At 45.5% G+C, this 24,069-nt stretch carries 19 protein-coding genes; 18 read left to right on the top strand and 1 reads right to left on the bottom strand.

All coding sequences use genetic code 11. The annotated features are described in order from the left end of the window. Nucleotides 1-6 precede the first annotated feature (6 nt). The 13 genes from NQS30_RS08065 (at nt 7) to mutL (ending at nt 16,979) form a co-directional block, all read left to right on the top strand. Nucleotides 7-1,257: a competence/damage-inducible protein A gene (locus NQS30_RS08065; RefSeq protein WP_218791637.1), complete on the top strand. Its 1,251-nt coding sequence runs from the start codon at nt 7-9 to the stop codon at nt 1,255-1,257. Between the two features lie 170 nt (nt 1,258-1,427). Further along, a complete protein-coding gene (gene recA / locus NQS30_RS08070; RefSeq protein WP_003154145.1) occupies nt 1,428-2,471 on the top strand; it encodes a recombinase RecA in 1,044 nt (347 codons plus the stop codon). A 167-nt stretch (nt 2,472-2,638) separates the two neighbouring features. Next, nucleotides 2,639-3,820 carry a serine hydrolase domain-containing protein gene (locus tag NQS30_RS08075; RefSeq protein ID WP_007409824.1) on the top strand — a complete coding sequence of 394 codons (1,182 nt, stop codon included), beginning with the start codon at nt 2,639-2,641 and terminating at the stop codon, nt 3,818-3,820. Between the two features lie 292 nt (nt 3,821-4,112). Further along, nucleotides 4,113-5,672: a ribonuclease Y gene (gene rny / locus NQS30_RS08080; protein WP_003154140.1), complete on the top strand. Its 1,560-nt coding sequence runs from the start codon at nt 4,113-4,115 to the stop codon at nt 5,670-5,672. 60 nt (nt 5,673-5,732) lie between these two features. Further along, a complete protein-coding gene (locus NQS30_RS08085; protein WP_003154137.1) occupies nt 5,733-6,527 on the top strand; it encodes a TIGR00282 family metallophosphoesterase in 795 nt (264 codons plus the stop codon). 199 nt (nt 6,528-6,726) lie between these two features. Then, nucleotides 6,727-6,987: a stage V sporulation protein SpoVS gene (gene spoVS, locus NQS30_RS08090; protein WP_003154135.1), complete on the top strand. Its 261-nt coding sequence runs from the start codon at nt 6,727-6,729 to the stop codon at nt 6,985-6,987. Between the two features lie 257 nt (nt 6,988-7,244). After that, on the top strand, nt 7,245-8,291 hold the full coding sequence (gene tdh / locus NQS30_RS08095; protein ID WP_043021104.1) for an L-threonine 3-dehydrogenase: 1,047 nt from the start codon (nt 7,245-7,247) through the stop codon (nt 8,289-8,291). Nucleotides 8,292-8,303: 12 nt separating this feature from the next. Beyond that, the gene (locus tag NQS30_RS08100; RefSeq protein ID WP_098081411.1) at nt 8,304-9,482 is read left to right on the top strand and encodes a glycine C-acetyltransferase; all 1,179 of its coding nucleotides are present in this window, start codon (nt 8,304-8,306) and stop codon (nt 9,480-9,482) included. A gap of 142 nt (nt 9,483-9,624) precedes the next feature. Next, on the top strand, nt 9,625-11,154 hold the full coding sequence (gene miaB, locus NQS30_RS08105) for a tRNA (N6-isopentenyl adenosine(37)-C2)-methylthiotransferase MiaB (RefSeq protein WP_012117585.1): 1,530 nt from the start codon (nt 9,625-9,627) through the stop codon (nt 11,152-11,154). A 2-nt stretch (nt 11,155-11,156) separates the two neighbouring features. Further along, on the top strand, nt 11,157-11,588 hold the full coding sequence (gene ricA / locus NQS30_RS08110) for a regulatory iron-sulfur-containing complex subunit RicA (RefSeq protein ID WP_003154113.1): 432 nt from the start codon (nt 11,157-11,159) through the stop codon (nt 11,586-11,588). A 251-nt stretch (nt 11,589-11,839) separates the two neighbouring features. After that, the gene (cotE, locus tag NQS30_RS08115; RefSeq protein ID WP_003154111.1) at nt 11,840-12,385 is read left to right on the top strand and encodes an outer spore coat protein CotE; all 546 of its coding nucleotides are present in this window, start codon (nt 11,840-11,842) and stop codon (nt 12,383-12,385) included. Between the two features lie 118 nt (nt 12,386-12,503). Next, nucleotides 12,504-15,089 carry a DNA mismatch repair protein MutS gene (mutS, locus tag NQS30_RS08120; RefSeq protein ID WP_025284749.1) on the top strand — a complete coding sequence of 862 codons (2,586 nt, stop codon included), beginning with the start codon at nt 12,504-12,506 and terminating at the stop codon, nt 15,087-15,089. A gap of 15 nt (nt 15,090-15,104) precedes the next feature. Next, a complete protein-coding gene (mutL, locus tag NQS30_RS08125; protein ID WP_218791638.1) occupies nt 15,105-16,979 on the top strand; it encodes a DNA mismatch repair endonuclease MutL in 1,875 nt (624 codons plus the stop codon). Between the two features lie 382 nt (nt 16,980-17,361). Here the strand turns inward: mutL and NQS30_RS08130 are convergent, their stop codons facing one another. After that, nucleotides 17,362-17,571, bottom strand: a complete 210-nt coding sequence (locus NQS30_RS08130; protein WP_043021106.1) for a hypothetical protein — start codon at nt 17,569-17,571, stop codon at nt 17,362-17,364. A 932-nt stretch (nt 17,572-18,503) separates the two neighbouring features. Here NQS30_RS08130 and NQS30_RS08135 point away from each other — a divergent pair. The 5 genes from NQS30_RS08135 to NQS30_RS08155 all read left to right on the top strand — a co-directional run bounded on the left by NQS30_RS08135 (nt 18,504) and on the right by NQS30_RS08155 (nt 24,032). After that, nucleotides 18,504-19,181: an MBL fold metallo-hydrolase gene (locus NQS30_RS08135; protein WP_012117588.1), complete on the top strand. Its 678-nt coding sequence runs from the start codon at nt 18,504-18,506 to the stop codon at nt 19,179-19,181. 314 nt (nt 19,182-19,495) lie between these two features. Beyond that, nucleotides 19,496-20,365 (top strand): ACP S-malonyltransferase, encoded by an 870-nt coding sequence (gene fabD / locus NQS30_RS08140; protein WP_069007012.1) that lies wholly within the window; start codon nt 19,496-19,498, stop codon nt 20,363-20,365. Nucleotides 20,366-20,501: 136 nt separating this feature from the next. Continuing rightward, nucleotides 20,502-21,476, top strand: coding sequence for an acyltransferase domain-containing protein (locus NQS30_RS08145; RefSeq protein WP_043021108.1), 975 nt, complete (start codon nt 20,502-20,504; stop codon nt 21,474-21,476). Nucleotide 21,477: 1 nt separating this feature from the next. Further along, nucleotides 21,478-23,718 carry an ACP S-malonyltransferase gene (gene fabD, locus NQS30_RS08150; RefSeq protein WP_043021109.1) on the top strand — a complete coding sequence of 747 codons (2,241 nt, stop codon included), beginning with the start codon at nt 21,478-21,480 and terminating at the stop codon, nt 23,716-23,718. Between the two features lie 65 nt (nt 23,719-23,783). Next, complete coding sequence (locus NQS30_RS08155) at nt 23,784-24,032, top strand: acyl carrier protein (RefSeq protein ID WP_012117592.1); 249 nt, start codon at nt 23,784-23,786, stop codon at nt 24,030-24,032. The last annotated feature ends 37 nt before the right edge of the window (nt 24,033-24,069 follow it).

Here is a 24,069-nt window from a genome sequence, read left to right on the forward strand (position 1 = left end):
TTAAAGATGGAAATAGCAAAAAAAGCAGAAATCATTGCAGTCGGCTCGGAGCTTCTGCTAGGCCAGATCGCCAATACGAACGCGCAGTTTATCAGTAAAGAGCTGGCGGAAATTGGTGTAAACGTGTTTTATCATACCGCTGTCGGTGACAATCCGGAGCGGCTTAAGCAAGTCATCCGCATTGCCGAAGAGCGCTCAGACCTGATTATTTTTTCAGGCGGCCTCGGACCGACCAAGGACGATTTGACGAAAGAAACCATTGCAAACACACTGGGGCGCCCGCTCGTTCTGAATGACGAAGCGTTCCGGTCGATCGAAGAATATTTCGCGAAAACAAAACGGACCATGTCGCCGAATAACCGCAAACAGGCGCTCGTCATTGAGGGCTCAGACGTTTTGGCGAATCATTTCGGCATGGCGCCGGGAATGCTTGCAGAGCACGGCTCAAGGCTTTATATGCTGCTTCCCGGGCCGCCGAGCGAGCTGCGTCCGATGTTTGAAAATGAAGCGAAGCCGCTGCTTCTTAAAAAGCTCGGTTCTAATGAGAAAATCGTTTCAACCGTGCTGCGGTTTTTCGGAATCGGTGAATCCCAGCTTGAAGCTGATTTAGAAGATATCATTGATGCGCAGACGAACCCGACGATTGCGCCGCTTGCCGCTGACGGAGAGGTCACGCTGCGTTTAACGGCGAAACATGCCGACGAAAAAGAAACAGAACGGCTTTTAAAAGAAACGGAAGCCGTTATTTTAGAACGTGTCGGTGAATTTTTCTACGGATATGATGATACGTCTCTGGTGAAGGAGCTTTCAAAAGCATGCAGACAAAACGGAATTACGATTTCCTCTGCCGAAAGCTTTACAGGCGGCCTGTTTTCAGAGTGGGTGACTGATTTAAGCGGTGCGTCTCAACTATTTGCAGGGGGCGTTGTCTGTTATTCCGACAGCGTGAAACAGCATGTGCTCGGCGTGAAAGCTGAGACGCTCGCAGAAAGCGGAGCGGTCAGCAAAGAGTGTGCGAAAGAGCTTGCAGCCGGTGTGAGAAAGCTGACCGGAAGCGATATCGGCATCAGCTTTACCGGGGTGGCGGGTCCCGACCCGCAGGAAGGGCATGCGCCGGGCCGCGTCTTTATCGGCATTGCGGCGGAAGGAAAAGAAGAGGTGCACGAATTTAACTTTGCCGGCTCAAGAACCGGAATCAGAAAGCGCGCCGCTAAATACGGCTGCCATCTCATTTTGAAAATGTTGGATCAAAAATAAAGTTTTAAAGAGGCGATTTCTCTGATTTTTAAGTTTTACAAGGGAAATTATGCTCTTTTGTAGAAAAGCGAACGCGGAAAAAATCCGAATATGCGTTCGCTTTTTTCTTGGCAAATGCCAGTAAACAAGGTATAGTATATGTAGTGGCAAGATAAAGGAGGAAAAAATAAATGAGTGATCGTCAGGCAGCCTTAGATATGGCTCTTAAGCAAATAGAAAAACAATTCGGCAAAGGTTCCATCATGAAGCTCGGAGAAAAAACAGATACAAGAATTTCAACGGTGCCAAGCGGTTCCCTTGCACTTGATACCGCTCTCGGAATAGGCGGATACCCGCGCGGACGGATTATTGAAGTATACGGACCTGAAAGCTCAGGTAAAACGACTGTAGCGCTTCACGCAATCGCTGAGGTTCAGGAAAAAGGCGGACAGGCAGCATTTATTGATGCTGAGCATGCTCTTGATCCTGTTTACGCGCAAAAGCTCGGTGTCAATATCGAAGAGCTTCTGCTTTCTCAGCCGGATACGGGAGAGCAGGCGCTAGAGATTGCTGAAGCGCTGGTGCGAAGCGGAGCTGTTGACATCGTAGTCGTTGACTCTGTTGCGGCGCTTGTTCCAAAAGCTGAAATTGAAGGTGACATGGGTGATTCACACGTCGGTTTACAGGCGCGTCTCATGTCTCAGGCACTCCGTAAGCTTTCCGGCGCCATCAATAAATCTAAAACAATCGCAATCTTTATTAACCAGATTCGTGAAAAAGTCGGCGTTATGTTCGGAAATCCGGAGACGACACCGGGCGGCCGCGCGCTGAAATTCTATTCTTCCGTGCGCCTTGAAGTGCGCCGTGCCGAGCAATTAAAGCAGGGCAACGACGTCATGGGGAATAAAACGAGAATTAAAGTCGTAAAAAACAAAGTCGCTCCTCCGTTCCGTACGGCTGAAGTGGACATTATGTACGGTGAAGGAATCTCCAAAGAAGGGGAAATCATCGACCTTGGAACTGAACTGGATATCGTGCAAAAAAGCGGTTCGTGGTATTCTTATGAAGAAGAACGCCTCGGTCAGGGCCGTGAAAACGCCAAGCAGTTCTTAAAAGAAAATAAAGACATCATGCTGATGATTCAGGAACAAATCCGTGAATATTACGGTTTAGACAATAACGGTGTAACGGACAAAGCGGAAGAAGTTCAGGAAGAGATGGAATTAGAAGAATAAAAACACGATCAAAAGAGCGGAATAAGCAATTTCCGCTCTTTTTTTTGTGTGTTTCAAAAAACACTGGCTGTTTCGGAAAATTTTATCTGGAATGTTACAACTTTTTTCACCCTTCACTCGTCTAACATCATGGCGAAAGTTGAAATTATATCTGAGGAGGAAAAAAGATGACGAGCCCCCGCCGCACAAGAATAAATAAAAAAAGAAAGAAGAAGCTGATGAAAACGGGAGGGCTGTTTCTTTTTCTGCTGCTTGTCACTGTTTTTATTATGATCTGGACCGTCACAGCGCATCACCGGGAGAAGGAATCCGTTAAAAACGCTCCCGCCGCTCAATCTGATACTTCAAAAGACCAGACTCAACAGAAAAAAGAAAAGACGCAAAAAGAGAAAACACCTAAATCAATCGATCACAATAAACAGATCAGCAATTACTTGCAACAGATCGGGTTCAGCGGCACAGCAATGATCGTAAAAGATGGAAAAGTTGTGCTGAAAAAAGGCTTTGGCTATGCGGACCGAAAACAAAAAATTAAAAACAATCCGGAGACATCATATTATATCGGTTCTTCACAAAAAGCGTTAATCGCGACGGCTGTCCTGCAGCTTGAAGAAAAAGGGCTGCTGCAGACGAGTGACCCCGTCAGTACATACTTGCCGAATTTTCCTAACGGCACGCGCATTACATTGAAAAATCTGCTCAATCATACGTCCGGCATAAACGGGCATATTGAGGGGCAGGGACCGATTTCTCCAATTGATTTAATCAAGGATATAGAATACCGCGGAATTAAACGGCAGCCCGGGGTTTGGGATTACAGGGATTCCAACTATTCAGTGCTTGCTTATATCGTATCTCAGGTCAGCGGGGAGTCTTATGAACAATATATAAAAGAACACGTGTTCAAACCGGCCGGAATGAAGCATGCCGGATTTTACAAAACATTTGCCAAAGCCAAATATCCTGCCGTCGGCTACAAAGTCGATGAGAGCGGCAGTCTTGTAACGCCGCACCTTCTGGACTTATCACAGCTGTACGGGGCGGGCGACATGTATATGAGCGCTGAAGATCTCTATAAATTTGATAAAGCGATCGTAAACGGCACGCTCCTTTCAAAAGAAAGCTTCACAAAAATGTTTACAGCAGGAAGCAGTGCCGCTTACGGCATGGGGTTTTACATTGATCCGGGAAGCTATTCCAATCACGGTGTTATGCCCGGTTACAACATTTTGAACAGCTTCAGCCATTCGGCAAGCAAATATGTCATATTACTGTCAAACATTCAGAATAACGCCAAATTAGGACAGGTGAACAATAGAATTTACCAATTGCTTAACCAGCCGGACTAACAGAGCCGTCATTCACGAAAAGCGGATCTAGGTATGGTATGATATATACATGGGCGAAGATCCGAGCTGAAGGCGAATCGTTAAGCTGGCAAGCTTGACAAGTATTTCCGACACAATTACAATGAAGTTGTAACATTTGTTTTTTTAACATGATTGTTAAACCATTTAAACTTGACAAGGGCATGAGAGACTCATTCCCTGTGAAGGTTCTGTATGTTGAGAAAATCAGACAATGTACATGCCGGCACTTATTTAAGCAAAAACCAAGTTCATAGCAAGAGGAGGTGAAAGTATGACCCCAATGACGGTTCTCATCTCCATTTTGCTGACTCTGCTCGGTTTAGTTGTTGGCTACTATGTTCGTAAAACCATTGCCGAAGCAAAGATTGCGGGCGCACGCGGTGCTGCCGAGCAAATCCTTGAAGATGCAAAGCGTGATGCTGAAGCACTGAAAAAAGAAGCTCTGCTTGAAGCAAAGGACGAAATCCATACACTTCGAATAGATGCTGAACAGGAAGTTCGTGAAAGACGAAATGAGCTTCAAAAACAAGAAAACCGTTTACTTCAAAAAGAAGAAAATCTTGACCGTAAACATGAAGGAATTGATAAACGGGAAGCGATGTTGGAGAAGAAAGATCATTCTCTGAATGAACGACAACAACATATTGAAGAGATGGAAAGCAAAGTGGATGAGATGATTCGTATGCAGCAGTCAGAACTCGAACGCATTTCGAGCCTGACACGGGATGAAGCGAAACAAATCATTCTTGACCGGGTTGAAAATGAGCTTTCACATGACATCGCCATCATGACAAAAGAAACCGAAAACCGTGCGAAAGAAGAGGCAGATAAAAAGGCGAAAAACATTCTGTCGCTTGCTTTGCAGCGCTGTGCAGCAGATCATGTTGCCGAAACGACGGTATCGGTCGTCAATCTTCCGAATGATGAGATGAAAGGACGTATCATCGGCCGTGAAGGGCGTAACATTCGTACGCTTGAAACGCTTACAGGTATTGACCTGATTATTGATGACACACCTGAAGCAGTCATTCTTTCCGGATTTGATCCGATCAGACGGGAGACGGCAAGAATCGCTCTTGATAAACTCGTTCAGGATGGCCGTATTCACCCGGCGCGCATTGAAGAAATGGTTGAAAAATCCCGCCGTGAGGTTGATGACTATATCCGGGAAATGGGTGAGCAGACGACGTTTGAAGTCGGCGTTCACGGACTCCACCCGGATCTGATCAAGATCCTCGGCCGGTTGAAATTCCGTACAAGCTACGGGCAGAACGTACTGAAACATTCTATGGAAGTTGCGTTTTTAGCAGGTTTAATGGCTTCCGAGCTTGGAGAAGATGCAAAGCTTGCCAAGCGGGCCGGTCTTCTGCATGACATCGGAAAAGCAATTGACCATGAAGTGGAAGGAAGCCACGTGGAAATCGGAGTGGAGCTTGCGACCAAATATAAAGAGCATCCAGTCGTCATTAACAGTATTGCGTCACACCACGGAGACGAAGAGCCGACTTCCATTATCGCCGTTCTGGTCGCTGCCGCTGATGCACTGTCAGCCGCAAGACCGGGTGCGAGAAGTGAAACGCTCGAAAACTATATCCGCAGACTTGAAAAGCTTGAAGAAATCTCCGAGTCTTACGAAGGTGTTGAAAAATCATTTGCGATTCAGGCCGGCCGTGAAGTTCGCATCATGGTAAAGCCGGACTCCATTAATGATTTAGAAGCCCATCGTTTGGCACGTGATATCCGTAAACGAATTGAGGACGAGCTTGATTATCCGGGCCACATTAAAGTGACCGTAATCAGAGAAACTCGAGCCGTAGAGTATGCAAAATAAAGTGATGCTTAGCGCATCACTTTATTTTTTTGAGTCCCTGAAAAGGAAGGAATGGAATGTATGAGAATTTTATTTATCGGAGATGTTGTCGGTTCCCCGGGCCGCGACATGGTAAAAGAATATGTCCCGAAACTGAAAGCGAAACATAAACCGCATTTTACAATTATTAACGGAGAAAATGCAGCACACGGAAAAGGACTGACAGAAAAGATCTACCACAGCCTGATGGAAGCGGGAGCAGATGCCATTACAATGGGAAACCATACGTGGGATAAAAGAGAGATCTTCGACTTTATTGATGATGTGCCGCATCTTGTCCGGCCGGCGAATTTCCCGGAAGGTACGCCGGGCAAAGGCATTACCTATATTAAATCGAACGGAAAAGAGCTTGCCGTCATTAATTTACAGGGACGGACGTTTCTTCCGCCGCTTGATGATCCGTTTGCTAAAGCGGATGAATTAATAGAAGAAGCGAAAAAGCGCACGCCGTACATTTTTATTGATTTTCACGCCGAAGCGACAAGCGAAAAAATTGCGATCGGCTGGTACACAGACGGAAGAGCCTCTGCCGTGGTAGGCACCCATACACACGTGCAAACGGCAGATAACCGCATTTTGCCGAAAGGAACGGCATATATTACTGATGTAGGCATGACGGGTCCGTACGACGGAATTCTCGGTATGGACAGAGAAACGGTCATCAAGCGGTTTAAAACCAATCTTCCCGTCCGGTTTACGGTGGCGGAAGGTAAAACTACGCTGAGCGGAGTGCTCATTGACATCGACGATCAAACGAAAAAGGCCGTAAATATCGAACGGATATTAATCAATGATGACCATATGTTCTTTGAATAGGTGATCATGTGTTTATTTTATAAAAATATTAAAAGGAAAAGCAGGAATATAGCAACTTCTTAGTGAATATAGTAGAAATGGAAGGTAGCCCGCTATTTTTGAAAAGCATTGTGGGGATGGCTTTTTGGATAGCAACATCTAATAATGATTGTTCTAATGAACACTCACTTATCCATTGTAAAACTAAGGGGGAGCAGAAATGGAAATCTTAAAAGTTTCAGCAAAATCAAGTCCAAATTCAGTAGCAGGCGCGCTTGCCGGTGTATTGAGGGAACGCGGAGCCGCCGAAATTCAAGCAATTGGGGCGGGTGCCTTAAATCAGGCTGTTAAAGCGGTTGCGATTGCCAGAGGCTTTGTCGCGCCAAGCGGCGTAGATTTGATTTGTATTCCGGCTTTTACAGATATACAGATTGACGGAGAAGAAAGAACGGCGATTAAGTTAATCGTCGAACCCCGTTAAAAACAAAAACATGACATTCTCAACCTGCTTGCGTAAGGCGAGCGGGTTGTTTTTATTGTTGTCATATTTTCTCACAATATTATATTGATAGTACGAAGAGATGATAAATGGCTTTATTCATATAATATTCAAAAAAAATCCCGCCCATTTTTCCGGACGGAAGCAGTTGTTTTCTCGGAGTGGACACTGGTGTTTACCTCCTTTTTATATCATGTTACAATCCAGTTATTACAGTGTTTTTTCGAGGAGGAGTGTACATGTTGGGAGGAAAGATGAAAGCTATCGTCAAAAATGAAAACGCTTTCGGAGCAACTCTGAAAGAAATTCCCATACCTTCCATTAATGAGAATGAAGTTCTCATTAAAGTACAGGCCGCATCTATATGCGGTACAGATGTGCATATTTATAATTGGGATCAATGGGCGCAGAAACGAATCAAAACACCTCAAGTATTCGGACATGAATTCAGCGGTATCGTAGCGGAAACGGGCAAGCACGTCACAAATGTCAAAACAGGTGACTACGTTTCGGCTGAAACCCACTTCGTCTGCGGTACTTGTGTCCCTTGTTTAACAGGAAAACATCATGTGTGCACCCATACAAAGATCCTCGGCGTAGATACAGCCGGTTCCTTCGCTGAATATGTCAAAGTGCCGGCTCGAAATGTTTGGAAAAATCCCGCTGATATGGACCCCGCCGTCGCTTCTGTTCAAGAGCCGCTTGGCAACGCGGTGCATACGGTGCTGGAAAGCAGCCAGCTTGCGGGCGGTTCCGCTGCAATTATCGGCTGCGGACCGATCGGGCTGATGGCGGTGGCAGTGGCTAAAGCGGCCGGTGCATCCCGTATTGCGGCCATTGATAAAAATGATTACAGGCTGGCTCTTGCGAAGAAATTGGGAGCCACGATCACCATTTCAGCTGATAAGGAAGATCCGCTTGAGGTGATCGACACCTTAACAGGCGGAGAAGGGATCGACCTTGTCTGCGAAATGTCAGGCCACCCGGCAGCTATAGCACAAGGATTAAAGATGGCGGCCAACGGGGGAAGGTTCCATATGCTGAGTCTGCCGGAACGTCCGGTGACGGTTGACCTGACAAATGACGTGGTGTTTAAAGGACTTACCGTCCAAGGCATCACAGGCAGAAAAATGTTTGAAACATGGCGGCAGGTATCGCACCTGCTTGAATCCGGCCTTGTTGATCTGACGCCGGTGATCACGCATCAGTTTCCGCTTGAAGACTTTGAAAAAGGGTTTGACCTGATGAGAAAGGGCCAGTGCGGCAAAGTCATTTTGATTCCATAAGGGGAGGGTTCTATAATGAAAGAATTTGAATTTCTAAAAGCAGAGCTTGATAAAATGAAAGAAAATAAAACGTGGCAGCAAATGAAACAAATTGAAACGAAGCAGGGTCCGTCGGTGGAAGTCAAAGGGGAAAACGTGATACAGCTTTCATCGAACAATTATCTCGGTTTGACGTCGCATCCAAGGCTTGTCGAAGCGGCCAAACGCGCCGCGGAAGAATTCGGAGCGGGTACGGGGTCCGTCCGGACAATCGCCGGAACATTCACAATGCACAATGAGCTGGAGAAAAAATTGGCAAACTTTAAAAAAACAGAAGCGGCACTTGTTTTTCAATCGGGGTTCACAACGAATCAGGGCGTCTTATCAAGCATTCTTACAAAAGAAGATATCGTGATCTCTGACGAACTGAACCATGCTTCCATTATTGACGGGATCAGGCTGACGAAAGCAGATAAAAAGGTGTACCGCCATGTTGATATGGACGATTTGGAAAGGGTGCTGAAAAAATCAATGAATTACCGCATGCGCCTGATCGTCACCGACGGCGTATTCTCAATGGACGGCAACATCGCTCCTTTGCCTGACATCGTCAAACTTGCAGAGGCGTACGATGCCTTTGTGATGGTCGACGACGCGCATGCTTCCGGCGTACTCGGAAAAAACGGAAGGGGAACGGTTAATCACTTCGGTCTTGACGGAAGAGTCCATATACAGGTGGGCACATTAAGCAAAGCCATCGGAGTGCTTGGCGGTTACGCCGCAGGGTCGCAGGTTCTGATCGATTACCTGCGCCATAAAGGGCGTCCTTTCTTATTCAGCACTTCTCATCCGCCTGCGGTAACAGCCGCATGCATAGAAGCCATTGACGTCCTGCTGGAAGAGCCTGAGCATATGGAAAAGCTATGGGAGAACACGGCGTATTTCAAAGACAAACTGGTTCAAATGGGGCTGACCCTCACAAAAAGCGAAACACCGATCGTGCCGATATTAATAGGGGAGGAAGAAAAAGCCCAGGCATTATCAGACCTTTTATTGACCCGCGGCGTCTTTGCACAAAGCATCGTGTATCCGACGGTCGCCCAAGGAAAAGCGAGAATCCGCACCATTATTACGGCGGAGCATACAAATGAGGAGCTTGACCGGGCCTTGGAAGTTATCCGTTCAGCCGCAAAAGAGCTGCAGCTTGTGTAAGGGGGAAATGATTCCCTCTTTTTTATTTCTTATTGATTCTTATTCTCAATAAGGTGTACAATAATAGGCTGGCGGTTGTGCCAAACGCTTTTAACCAGTATACTTGAGGGTGGAAGTTTCGGTTGAAAGGAGACATTCGAACATGAATGAAAAGCAAAAGCAGGAAAGCGGACAAGTGAATCCGGCGGACAAAACATCCGAAAAGGATTACAGCAAGTATTTTGAAGCCGTATATATTCCGCCTTCTTTAAAAGATGCGAAAAAACGGGGCAAAGAATCCGTTCAATATCATAACGATTTTAAAATCTCAGAAGAATTTAAAGGCCTCGGTGAAGGCAGGAAATTTTATATCCGCACGTACGGATGCCAAATGAACGAGCATGATACGGAAGTCATGGCGGGTATTTTTATGGCGCTCGGTTATGAAGCGACAAATTCGGTTGATGACGCGAACGTTATTTTATTAAACACTTGCGCTATCCGGGAAAATGCTGAAAACAAAGTGTTCGGCGAGCTCGGCCATTTAAAGGCGCTCAAAAAAAATAACCCGGACCTGATTCTCGGCGTCTGCGGCTGCATGTCACAGGAAGAATCAGTCGTAAACCGCATCCTTAAGAAGCACCCGTTTGTCGATATGATTTTCGGCACGCACAACATTCACCGTCTGCCGGAACTGTTATCAGAGGCATATTTATCAAAAGAGATGGTCATTGAAGTGTGGTCGAAGGAAGGGGATGTCATTGAAAACCTTCCGAAAGTCCGCAACGGAAAAATTAAAGGCTGGGTCAACATTATGTACGGCTGTGACAAGTTCTGCACATACTGCATCGTACCGTATACCCGCGGAAAAGAACGAAGCCGCCGTCCTGAGGAAATTATCCAGGAAGTCAGAAGACTTGCAAGTGAAGGCTATAAAGAAATCACACTGCTCGGTCAAAACGTGAATGCGTACGGAAAAGATTTTGAGGATATGACGTACGGACTCGGTGATTTAATGGACGAACTGCGCAAAATTGATATTCCGAGAATCCGATTCACGACGAGTCATCCGCGTGACTTTGATGATCATCTGATCGAAGTGCTCGCCAAAGGCGGCAACCTTCTTGACCATATCCATCTTCCGGTTCAATCAGGAAGCTCAGCGATGTTAAAAATGATGGCGCGCAAATATGACAGAGAACGCTATCTGGAGCTTGTCGGAAAAATTAAAGCGGCGATGCCGAACGCTTCACTGACGACCGATATTATTGTCGGTTTTCCGAATGAAACCGATGAACAATTTGAAGAAACGCTTTCGTTATATCGCGAAGTGGAATTTGACAGCGCATATACGTTTATTTACTCTCCTCGTGAAGGCACGCCGGCAGCGAAGATGAAAGACAATGTTCCGATGAGGGTCAAGAAAGAACGTCTTCAGCGCCTCAATGATTTGGTGAAAGAAATTTCAGCCAAAAAAATGAAGGAATATGAAGGCAGGACTGTCGAAGTATTAGTTGAGGGAGAAAGCAAAAATAACCCTGACATTCTTGCCGGCTATACGGAAAAAAGCAAGCTCGTCAACTTCAAAGGGCCGAAAGACGCCATCGGCAAGATTGTACGCGTCAAAATCGAACAGGCGAAAACATGGTCGCTTGACGGTGTGATGGCAGGAGAAGCAATCGAGGTGAAATAATAATGACGCTTTACTCAAAGAAAGACATTGTACAGCAGGCTAGGAACCTTGCGAAAATGATTTCTGAAACAGAAGAAGTTGATTTTTTCAAACGCGCCGAGGCGCAGATTAACGAAAATGAAAAAGTCTCTGCAATTATTAATCAGATTAAAACCCTGCAAAAGCAAGCCGTTAACCTGAAGCACTACGAAAAGCTTGAAGCGCTGAAACAAGTGGAAAGTAAAATTGACGCCCTGCAGGAAGAGCTTGAAGGGATTCCGATCATTCAGGAATTCAGAGATTCCCAGATTGAGGTCAATGACCTTCTTCAGCTTGTCGCACATACGATCTCAAATCAGGTGACAAACGAAATCATTACATCTACCGGAGGCAACCTGCTGACGGGAGAAACCGGTTCAAAAGTAAAACATTCGAATAACAGCTGTTCTATTTAAACACGGGGCCTTCATCGGCCCGTGTTTTTTTGCTTTTGAGAACTAATTGTAATATGTACTAAATTTTCATTAACTCACCGTTTTGTCCCATTTTACTGGAAAGTTTTATCATACTTAAAAGTAAAGTTTCTGGGCAGGGCTGCATACAATGAAACAGAAACTTTGTATTTTTATATTTTTATTATAAAAATGCACATGAGACAAATGCCCAGCATAAGATAACACGAAGAAGAACAAGGAGGCCTGCCGGAATGTCTGAATACAGGGAAATTATTACGAAAGCGGTAGTTGCGAAAGGAAGAAAATTCACCCAATGCACCAACACGATCTCACCTGGAGAAAAACCGTCAAGTATATTGGGCGGCTGGATTATCAACCACAAGTACGATGCCGAAAAGATCGGGAAGACTGTAGAAATTGAAGGGTATTATGATATAAACGTCTGGTACTCTTACGCCGATAATACAAAAACGGAAGTTGTAACCGAGAGAGTAAAGTATGTCGATGTGATTAAACTCAGATACAGAGACACAAATTACTTAGATGACGAACACGAAGTCATTGCCAAAGTGCTGCAACAGCCGAATTGTCTTGAAGTCACCATTTCTCCTAACGGAAATAAAATCGTGGTTCAGGCAGAGAGAGAATTTTTAGCAGAAGTGGTCGGTGAAACGAAAGTCGTCGTCGAAGTCAATCCTGACTGGGAAGAAGACGATGATGATGATTGGGAAGACGATCTTGATGAAGAATTAGAGGACATTAACCCTGAATTTTTAGTCGGAGATCCTGAAGAATAAGTTGAGGCTAGGGGAGTTTAACACCCCAAGTCTCTTTTTTATATATAAAGATATCACTCTTTTGTTTATGTTATAATGGGATTCGGATAAGAGAAGATACATAGTGAGGGATTAAATGATGGCTAGTTACACGCCTATGATACAGCAATACTTGAAGATAAAGGCAGAGCACCAAGATGCCTTTTTATTTTTTCGGCTTGGTGACTTTTATGAAATGTTTTTTGAAGATGCAAAAAAAGCGTCACAAGAGCTTGAAATTACACTGACAAGCAGAGACGGAGGTTCGGCTGATAAAATTCCGATGTGCGGCGTGCCGTATCATTCCGCGGCGGCTTATATTGAACAGCTGATTAAAAAGGGCTATAAAGTGGCGATCTGTGAGCAGACGGAAGATCCGAAGGCGGCTAAAGGCGTTGTAAAAAGAGAAGTCGTCCAGCTGATCACACCGGGAACCGTGATGGATGGAAAAGGCATTCATGAATCGGAAAACAACTTTATCGCTTCCGTTTCCGAATTCCGTGACGGATACGGTCTCGCTTTATCGGACTTAACGACTGGAGAAAACCTGGCCGTATTTATTGAGCGGATTGAAGATGTCATGTCAGAAATTTACTCAGTCGGCGCAAAGGAAATTGTCGTATCAAGCAAGTTTAACGAACATACAGCTGCTCAGCTGAAAGAACGGTGCGGCGCCACGATTTCCATCGAAGACGGGGAAATAACAGAACGCATTGAAATCGCAAATCACTTGCCGGGCGAAGAGCTGACAGAGACGTTTATGCGTTTATATACGTATTTGCAGAAAACGCAAAAACGGAGCCTGGATCATCTGCAGCCGGTTCAAGTATATGAATTGGAAGAAGCGATGAAAATTGACCTGTATTCAAAACGGAATCTTGAGCTGACGGAAACGATCCGTTCGAAAAGCAAAAAAGGGTCATTGCTTTGGCTTTTAGACGAGACGAAAACAGCGATGGGCGGCCGGCTTCTCAAACAATGGATTGACCGCCCGCTGATCAGGGCATCCCAAATCGAGGAACGCCAGGAAATGGTCGAGACGCTGATCAATCATCTGTTTGAGCGTGAAGATCTGCGAGAGCGCCTGAAGGAAGTATACGATTTAGAACGTCTGGCGGGCCGGGTCGCATTCGGAAACGTCAACGCAAGGGATTTAATCCAGCTGAAAGAATCTTTAAAACAAGTGCCGAGCATCAAAGAGCTTGTAGGGTCTCTTAACCATAAAAAAGCAAAAGAACGCGCCGGCTTGATTGATCCGTGCGGAGATTTGCTTGACCTGTTAGAAGAAGCCCTTCATGAAAACCCGCCGTTATCGTTAAAAGAAGGCAATTTAATTAAAGACGGCTATCATCAGAAGCTCGATGAGTACCGTGACGCCAGCAAAAACGGTAAAGACTGGATTGCCAGACTGGAGCAGCAGGAACGCGCTTATACGGGCATCCGTTCATTAAAGGTCGGTTTCAATAAAGTGTTCGGCTATTATATTGAAGTCACAAAAGCAAACCTTCATCTGCTTGAAGACGGACGGTATGAGCGGAAGCAGACCCTCACAAACGCCGAACGGTACATTACGCCGGAATTGAAGGAAAAAGAAGCGCTTATTTTAGAAGCGGAAAACAACATCTGCGAGCTGGAATATGAGCTTTTTGCCGGACTGCGTGAAAAGGTGAAACAATTTATTCCGCGCTTGCAGCGTCTTGCCAAACAAATGAGTGAGCTGGACGCACTGCAATGCTTTGCTACGATCAGTGAAAACAGGCATTACACAAAGCCCGTCTTTTCTGATAATGAAGTAAAAGTCATTGAAGGGAGACACCCCGTCGTTGAAAAGGTGATGGACAGTCAAGAATACGTCCCGAACAACTGCCTGATGGGCGATTCGCGGGAAATGCTCCTGATTACAGGTCCGAATATGTCAGGTAAAAGCACGTACATGAGACAGATCGCACTTCTATCGATCATGGCCCAGATCGGCTGCTTTGTGCCCGCAAAAGAAGCGGTTCTGCCGATTTTTGATCAAATCTTCACGAGAATCGGGGCAGCGGATGATTTGATTTCCGGACAAAGCACCTTTATGGTGGAAATGCTTGAAGCGAAAAACGCGATTGTGAACGCCACAAAAGACAGCCTGATCCTGTTTGATGAAATCGGCCGCGGGACATCAACGTACGACGGAATGGCGCTGGCACAGGCGATTATTGAGTATGTCCATGATCATATCGGCGCTAAAACACTGTTCAGCACGCATTATCATGAGCTGACGGTGCTTGAAGATAAGCTTCCTCAGCTGAAAAACGTTCATGTGCGCGCAGAGGAATATAACGGAACGGTCGTGTTTCTCCATCAAATCAAAGAAGGAGCCGCAGATAAAAGTTACGGCATTCATGTCGCCCAGCTTGCCGAGCTCCCGGACGATCTGATCAGCCGCGCGCAGGAGATTTTGAAACAGCTTGAGCAGACGGGAGATAAGCCGGAGCTTCCGGCGGTATCTGAGAAAAAGTCCGCCGTCAGAGAAGAACCGGCACAGCTGTCCTTTTTTGCTGACGGTGAAAAAGAACAGAAGGCACCGGCTGTTTCTAATAAAGAAAAACAAGTGCTTGAAGCTTTTAAGTCAATCAATATTCTCGATATGACGCCGCTTGAGGCGATGAATGAAATGTACAAGCTGCAAAAAAAATTAAAATAGAAAGAGGTGACGGACTTGGCAAAAGTCATCCAGCTGTCAGATGAACTTTCAAATAAAATAGCGGCCGGCGAGGTGGTCGAACGGCCTGCCTCAGTCGTTAAAGAATTGGTGGAAAACGCCATCGACGCAAACAGTACAGTCATTGAAATCGACATAGAGGAAGCGGGGCTTTCGTCGATTCGGGTGCTCGATAACGGCGAAGGGATGGAAACCGATGATTGCAAGCGGGCTTTCCGCCGCCACGCGACCAGTAAAATCAAAGATGAAAACGACCTGTTCCGGGTGAGAACACTCGGTTTCCGCGGAGAAGCTTTGCCAAGTATCGCGTCTGTTTCTCATCTGGAAATCAAAACGAGCATCGGCGAGGGAGCGGGAACCCATCTCATTCTTCAGGGCGGGAATATCATTTCTGAGCAGAAATCCTCCAGCAGAAAAGGAACGGAGATTATCGTTACCAACCTGTTTTTCAATACACCCGCCAGATTGAAATATATGAAAACCGTGCATACGGAGCTCGGCAATATTACGGATGTTGTCAACCGGATCGCTCTTGCGCATCCGGAAGTATCGATCCGTCTCCGCCATCAGGGGAAAAATCTGCTGCAGACAAACGGTAACGGGGATGTGCGCCATGTGCTGGCCGCAATTTACGGGACGGCGGTTGCGAAAAAAATGATACCGCTCCATGTCAGCTCGCTTGATTTTGAAGTCAAGGGCTACATTGCGCTTCCGGAAATCACGCGTGCATCCAGAAACTACATGTCATCTGTCATTAACGGAAGATACATTAAGAATTTCCCGCTTGTAAAAGCGGTGCATGAGGGCTATCACACACTTCTGCCGATCGGCCGCCATCCGATTACGTTTATCGAAATTACGATGGACCCGATTTTGGTTGATGTCAATGTTCATCCGTCGAAGCTTGAAGTCCGCCTCAGCAAAGAGACGGAGCTGCATGAGCTGATCCGTGACGGGATAAAGGAAGTGTTTCAAAAGCAGCGGCTTATTCCGAGCGCCCAGCTCCCGAAAAAATCAGCGCCGGCACCGGCCAAAAACGAACAGCAATTTATGACATTCGAGGAAAGCGCGCCTGAGCGGAAACTTCCTGAAAAAACGTCGGAGCCGTCTTACTCACCAATGAAGCTGAGTTCGGTCGTAAAAGAGCCTGAGCCGGTAATAATAGAAGAAGAGATCCTCCCGAATGAAGAGGATCATGATGTGCCGCCGAAGATCGGTATGCCCGAAACGGCAGCGCCTGTTTCCGATACTCCGGAACCGGAAGCTGTCGCTGAAGAAATACGTGAAGAAAGAGTTCCGGTGATGTATCCGATCGGCCAAATGCACGGGACATATATTTTAGCCCAAAACGAAAACGGCTTGTATATCATTGACCAGCATGCGGCCCAAGAACGGATTAAATACGAATATTTCCGGGAGAAGGTCGGGCAGGTTGAGCCTGAAGTGCAGGATATGATCGTGCCGCTCACCTTTCATTATGCGGCAAATGAAGCGCTGATCATTGACCAGCATCAGCATGAGCTTGAAAGCGTCGGAGTATTTTTAGAAGCATTCGGCACGAACAGCTACATCGTTCGCTGCCATCCGGCCTGGTTTCCAAAAGGGGAAGAAGCTGAACTGATTGAAGAAATCATTCAGCAGGTGCTTGACGCCAAACAGATCGATATTAAAAAACTGCGGGAGGAAGCGGCCATTATGATGAGCTGCAAAGGCTCAATCAAAGCGAACCGCCATTTGCGAAACGACGAAATCAAAGCGCTCTTGGACGACCTGCGCCGAACGACAGACCCGTTCACATGCCCGCACGGCCGGCCGATCATTATCCACCACAGTACGTATGAGATGGAGAAGATGTTTAAACGTGTGATGTAATAACAACGTTTATGTGAGACTAAACCGTTATTTGCCTACAAGCAGCCTTACTAGTTTGAATGACCCAGCCTTTCAGAGATAACTTTTGAGTTTTTTAATTTCTGGCATAATTGGTGCATCGGTATGCCGTCAATCATGAAAATGATTTGTTTAACATCCAGCTGCTTTTCCGTCATATAAAAATTGTTTTTGGAGAGTATTTGGGATTGGCGATGTAGTATCCTGTGTTTGGTGTAACCGTCTATATCGTCAATTGACTGCATTAATAGTGAAATAATTGGAGAAAACGGTTCCTGAAAAATCTGTGAAGAATTTAAATCAAATTGGAATTTGGTGAGATGACAATGTGCAAGTCAAGGGGGGCTAGTAATTAGCCCCCCTTTTAGTTCTTCCTGCGGTTTTTTCTATTTTTGATCAAACTGAAAACCACTAAGAGAACCACACCGATAGCAACAATATAAAATGAAATTTCTGCTGTTGCGGTATTAATATTCTTAAGAACAAGGATAAGTCCTATTAAAACTATAGGAATGATGTAAGTTAGAATTCTTATAGCTTTTGGGCTCGGTTCAGCGTTACTTTTATCTTCCATAGTTACCTCCGATCTTAACACGTTAGAAAATAATCACTTTAAAGCTTAACACAGGATAAATTTGTTAAACACCAACAATAGCCCCGTTTAAATGAAAAGCCTAAGAGTTTTAGTAATCCACCAAGCGGCTGTTGGGTTGCCAGTTCTTTTAGAGCACCCGCATAGCACGCATCTTCCACTGCACCAGTAAAATTGTCGATCGTATTAAGAATTATTTCAAAACGCCGATTCTACCCATAGGCAGCTTTAGCAGGTATTGCATCCTAGGGCAATTTACCTTGAGAAGTAAACTCCGACCCATATAACATAGTCTATTTGTCTAATGATTAATATTTACTTTTTACACTTAATGATTTTATGTTAGTTTTGTTTTTGCACAGTAAAAAGCTGCGCGACGCTTTCGTGAATTGTTGCAGCTAGGGCTGATTTGAAAAGAGTGTAAATTACGCCGTACTTTTCTAAGTTCAATTATGTTAATGTCAACATAACGTTGAATTCGGTGTAAGAACTAAGGTATTCTGATATATTTCGAGAGCCCGTATGGTTTAGTTTATCTTGAAGAAAAGGATTGAAATAATAGTCTTGATTGCGGGTCATTTCTAAAAACTGATTATCCCCTTCGGCCGCTTCGGCAATTGCTTTTCAAAACAAAAGCTCAATTTGTTTTCTTTTTATCCGAAACTCATATTCATCCTTCATTTTCTGAATAAAATTCCCTAAAGAATTCATCTAAATTAATATTCTGATTTCCTTATATATCAGCATAGCAATTTGTAAAAAAGGTCCAGACTGGTGCTTTTGGCGGGAGCAGAAAGTTTTTTTAACTTTACCGGAAAATCCATGGAAAAACGTGGTGTCATCTGGTAAAGTGGTTACAGTCGGCTGGGCGGCGGCAGCAGTCTGCCCGGATCTTTTAAATGGGAATGGTGACAATGGATCATACATATGAAGTGCATCAAATCAAAACTTATCACCAGATGTGGTCCAACTATTGTTATATTATCGCAGACCGCTCAAAAAAATCTGCGATAGCGGTGGACCCGTCCTGGGAAATCGATAAAATAACCGATAAACTGCATGAATTGGATGTTGATTTATCCGCTATTTTATTAACACATTCGCATTATGACCATGTAAACTTGGCGGAGCCGCTTCAGCAAATCTATCATTCTGATATATACATGTCGTCGGCGGAAATCGATTTCTATCAATTCCGGTGCAGAAACTTAATAGCGCTTGAAGACGGCCAAACCTTTGCGGCCGGAGGGTTTATCATCAGAAGTATACTGACCCCGGGACATACGGCCGGGGGAATGTGCTATTTGCTATCTGATCATCTTTTTACCGGTGACACCGTGTTTACAGAAGGGTGCGGTATATGTGGGGACAGGGGCAGCTCAGCTGAAGATATGTTTCACAGTATACAGAGGATCAAAGCCTCCATTCCGCCGCATGTGCGTGTGTATCCGGGGCACTCCTTCGGGGAGAAGCCGGGTCAAAAAATGGAGAGTCTTTTGAAAAACAATATTTACTTTCAGATTGAAAAAAAAGAACATTTTGTGAATTTCCGCAACAGAAAAAATCAAAAAGGGCTGTTTCATTTTAAGTAATGTGTAATTTAGTTCTATCTAACTAGCTTTTCTTTTGAGGCAAGGAACTTCTGAAATGGAATGGAAGTTATTACTAGATTTCTGGTGATGAATGGCTGAGTAACGGGAGTTTGCGGAAGAGAACGCCGGGCAGGCCGGATGGGACATTCTGCTTACGCCTGTTCCGAAAGCCCTGAGTCCGCCTTTCGACAGGGAAAAATAGGCATTATTCAGGAGTTCGCATAGGATAAATTAACTTGACATGGTATTTTTGTGAAGTTACTATCAACTTGAACATGCTTCTTATCTGAATCCGAGAAAGGATGGCTGAGAAAATGATCACATACTTATTCCCCGGACAAGGTTCTCAAAAGCAGGGAATGGGGAGCTCATTGTTTGATGAATTTAAAGACTTAACGGAGCAGGCTGATGAAACACTCGGATATTCCATGAAACGGCTTTGTCTTGAGAATCCGTATTCCAACCTTCACAAGACGCAGTTCACCCAGCCTGCTTTATATGTTGTAAACGCGTTAAGCTATTTGAAAAAAATCCAAGACAATGACATAAAGCCGGATTATGTGGCCGGCCACAGTTTGGGAGAATATAATGCGCTGTTTGCAGCAGGTGCTTTTGATTTTATTACCGGTCTGCAGCTTGTCCGTAAAAGAGGCGAATTAATGAGTATGGCCACTGACGGAAAAATGGCCGCTGTTATGGGGTTAACTGCAGCTCAAGTGTCAGACGCCCTTCAAACGCACGGATTACATACGATTGATATTGCCAATATGAATTCTCCTTACCAAGTTGTCATATCCGGACGCAAAGAAGACATTGAAAGAGCCAAAAGCGTATTCGAAGGATTAAAAGACGTTACGATGTTTCATCCGTTAAACGTAAGCGGCGCTTTTCACTCGAGATATATGAGTGAAGCAAAACAAGAGTTCGAAAAATTTTTACAGTCATTTCATTTTTCTGCTATATCAATTCCTGTCATTTCTAATGTTCATGCCAGACCTTATGAGCAAGACGGAATCCACTCCGTTCTGGCCGATCAGATCGACCATTCAGTGCGATGGAACGACAGCATCCGCTATCTGCTGGACAAAGGGCGGATGGAATTTGAAGAAGTCGGCCCGGGCCATGTGCTGACAGGACTTATTCACCGCATCAAAAAAGAAACTGAAGCTTCACCCGCCATGTAGCGGAATGCAAGTCAAAATTCTTATCTCACACAATAGTGCCAGCCATACAACATCACGACCACTTCACCTGCACACGACATCACGAAACACTCACAAATCAATATTTTGAAAAAATAAAGAGCAAAAAGGAGAACAAATGAACCAGCCAATTGTTTTCATGTTTTCTGGACAGGGTTCCCAATACTATCAAATGGGGAAAGAGCTGTTTGCACATAACGCCGCTTTTCGGCAGAAAATGCTTGACTTGGACGATTTTGCAGTCAGCCGTTTCGGTTACTCTGTCCTTAAAGAGATGTATCATACAGGCAATCGTCTGTCTGATCCATTTGACCGCCTTCTTTTCAGCCATCCTGCCATTTTTATGGCTGAGTACGCACTTGCATATGCTTTGGAGCAAAGAGGCATACGTCCCGATTATGTGATCGGAGCAAGCCTCGGAGAGTATGCAGCGGCCGCTGTGTCGGGGGTGCTGAGCGCCGAGGATGCTTTAGATTGCGTGCTGGAACAGGCCCGAATCGTTACGGAAACTTGCCGTAACGGCAGCATGCTTGCGATACTGGGTGATCCGGCTTTATATCAAGATGATCCGCTGCTCGGCGAACATAGTGAATTGGCATCTGTAAACTATCATTCTCACTTTGTCATCTCGGGAGAGCGGGAACATATCAAAAAGATCATGGACGATCTGAGAGAAAAGCAGATTCCTCATCAGCTATTGCCGGTATCTTACGGGTTTCACTCAGCGCTGGTTGATCAGGCGGAACAGCCGTACAAGCGCTTTTTAGCTCGGATATCAATCCGGACTCCGTTTATACCGTACATCTCCAGTGCGACCGGAGAGGCTGAGACCGATATACAAGCGGACTTTTTCTGGGATATCGTAAGAAAGCCGATTCGATTCCGCGAAGCGCTTCAATTCGCAGACAGCCGCCAAAAAGGATTGTATATTGATGCCGGGCCTTCCGGAACATTGGCCGCATTTGCCAAACAGATTCTTCCTGCAGGATCGGCTGAACGCATCCGTGCCATTATGACGCCGTTTCATAAAGAACAAACACATTTGCAGCAAATAGAAGACAGCATTTTATCACCGCCCGGAAGGAGACTGTAAGATGATCAGCTTTGTTTTTCCAGGCCAAGGCTCGCAAAGAATAGGGATGGGGGAGGACCTGTTCGGCCGCTATCCTGAATTAACCGCAAAGGCCGATCACATTCTCGGATATTCCATTCAGGAGCTGTGCCGGGACGGAGAACGTCTCAATCAGACTCAATTCACTCAGCCGGCGCTCTATGTCGTCAATGCCCTCAGTTATTTGAAAAAAACAGAAGAAACCGGCTTGAAACCGGATTTTACCGCCGGACACAGTTTGGGCGAATATAACGCGTTATACGCTTCGGGCGCCTTTGATTTTGAAGAAGGCTTACAGTTGGTCAAAAAAAGGGGCGAACTGATGAGCCGCGCAAAAGGAGGCGGCATGGCAGCGGTGATCGGCCTGACTCATGAGCAGGTGACGGATGTTTTAAGAGAAAATCACTTGGATATGATTGATATCGCCAACATGAACACACCGCAGCAAATTGTCATTTCCGGATATAAAGAAGATATTGAAAAAGCAGCATCCGTTTTTGAAGCCGTAAACGGCGTAAAAATGGTTCACCGCTTAAATGTCAGCGGCGCCTTTCACTCCAGATACATGCTGGAAGCGAAGAAAGAGTTTTCACGGTTTATTGAATCTTTCCATTTTAAGCCGCTGTCCATCCCGGTCATTTCAAATGTGACGGCAAGACCTTATGAGCAAAGAGAGCTGAAAGAGACACTCACCGGACAAATAACGGGATCGGTGAACTGGACAGACAGCATCCGTTTCTTAATGGGAAGAAAGAACATGAGCTTTGAGGAAATCGGTCCCGGAAAAGTGCTGACGGGGCTGATACAAAGAATTACGACTGAAGCGGAGCCGATAACAGATGAAATCAAAGTCCCGGCTGAGGCTGGAAAAAGCTCAATTACGGCGGCGTCTTTAGGAAATGAAGAGTTTAAGCGCGATTATCAATTGAAATACGCCTACTTGGCCGGCGGCATGTACCGCGGAATTTCTTCGAAGGAAATGGTCGTCAAACTGGCCGAAAAAGGAATGATGGGCTTTTTCGGAACGGGCGGTTTGAACATCGCGCACGTTGAGGACGTCATTTTGTCAATTCAGCATGAGCTTCGTGACGGCGGTTCCTTCGGCATAAATGTTGTACATAACATGAAGCATACAGATTCAGAAGAAAAAATGATTGATCTTTTACTGAAGCATGGGGTTCAGAACTTGGAAGCATCAGCGTTTTTAACGGTTACTCCCGCTTTAGTAAGGTTTCGCGCTAAGGGGTTAAAACGCGGTGCCGGCGGACAAATAATAGCGCGTCAGCGGATTATCGCCAAGCTGTCCCGTCCGGAAGTAGCGGAAGCGTTTCTCAGCCCGGCGCCTGATCACATTCTGCAGAAACTTGCAGCCGAAAACAAAATTACCGCTGAAGAAGCAAGTCTGATGAGAGAAATACCCGTTGCGCATGACATCTGCGTAGAGGCTGATTCAGGCGGCCACACTGACGGCGGAGTTGCTTACAGTCTCATGCCGGCGATCATCCGTTTACGAGATGACATGATGAAAAAATACCGATACGGCAAAACCGTCCGCATCGGAGCCGCAGGGGGAATCGGAACGCCCGAGGCTGCCATGGCAGCATTTATGCTCGGCGCTGATTTTATTGTGACCGGATCTATTAACCAATGCACCGTTGAGGCAGCGACGAGCGGCCTCGTAAAGGACCTCCTGCAGCAGATGAATGTACAGGACACGGCCTACGCGCCGGCCGGCGATATGTTTGAATCAGGCAGCAAGGTGCAGGTATTAAAGAAAGGGCTGTTCTTTCCGACCCGCGCCTCTAAGCTGCATGAACTGTATCAGCGTCACCGCTCAATTGAAGAAATTGATGAAAAGACACTCAGACAAATAGAAGAGAAGTATTTTAAGGCAAGTGTAAGCAGTATTTATGACAAAGTGAAGGCTCATTATTCGAATGAAGACATTTCAAAAGCCGAACGGAATCCGAAACAGAAAATGGCGCTCATATTCAAATGGTATTTCAGGCAAAGCTCTGCTTCGGCGATTAAAGGAGACCCGGATGCCAAGGTAGACTTCCAGATTCATTGCGGCCCGGCATTAGGCGCCTTTAATCAATGGGTGAAAGGTACGGAGCTGGAGTCTTGGAAAAACCGCCATGCCGATGGTATCGGCATGCGGCTTATGGAAGAGACGGCCACGCTTTTGAATCAGAAGTTAGGTTCATTTTTGCAAACGTGTTGACAAGACGAAATGATAGATTGAAAACATGGAATATTCATAAAAGATGAAACAGGGAGGAACTGACAATGAGTAAAGAAAGAATCTTTGAATTGCTGCAGAACACAATCTACGAGGTTTTACCTGATTTAGAAGGCGAACAGCTTTCACAGGAAGATCGGTTAGTTGATCTGGGGGCGGATTCAGTGGACCGCGCCGAAATTATCACGATGATGCTTGAAGAATTATCACTGCAGATCCCGCGTGTTGAGCTGACGGGAGTGTCAAACATCGGCGAATTGGCGGAAAAGCTTTATGAAAAGGTACAGGCTGTCTGATAAAACGGTGGAAAAATCGGAAACTCAAAATTCATAT

This window comes from Bacillus sp. B1(2022), assembly GCF_040259625.1.
GTDB lineage: Bacteria > Bacillota > Bacilli > Bacillales > Bacillaceae > Bacillus > Bacillus velezensis.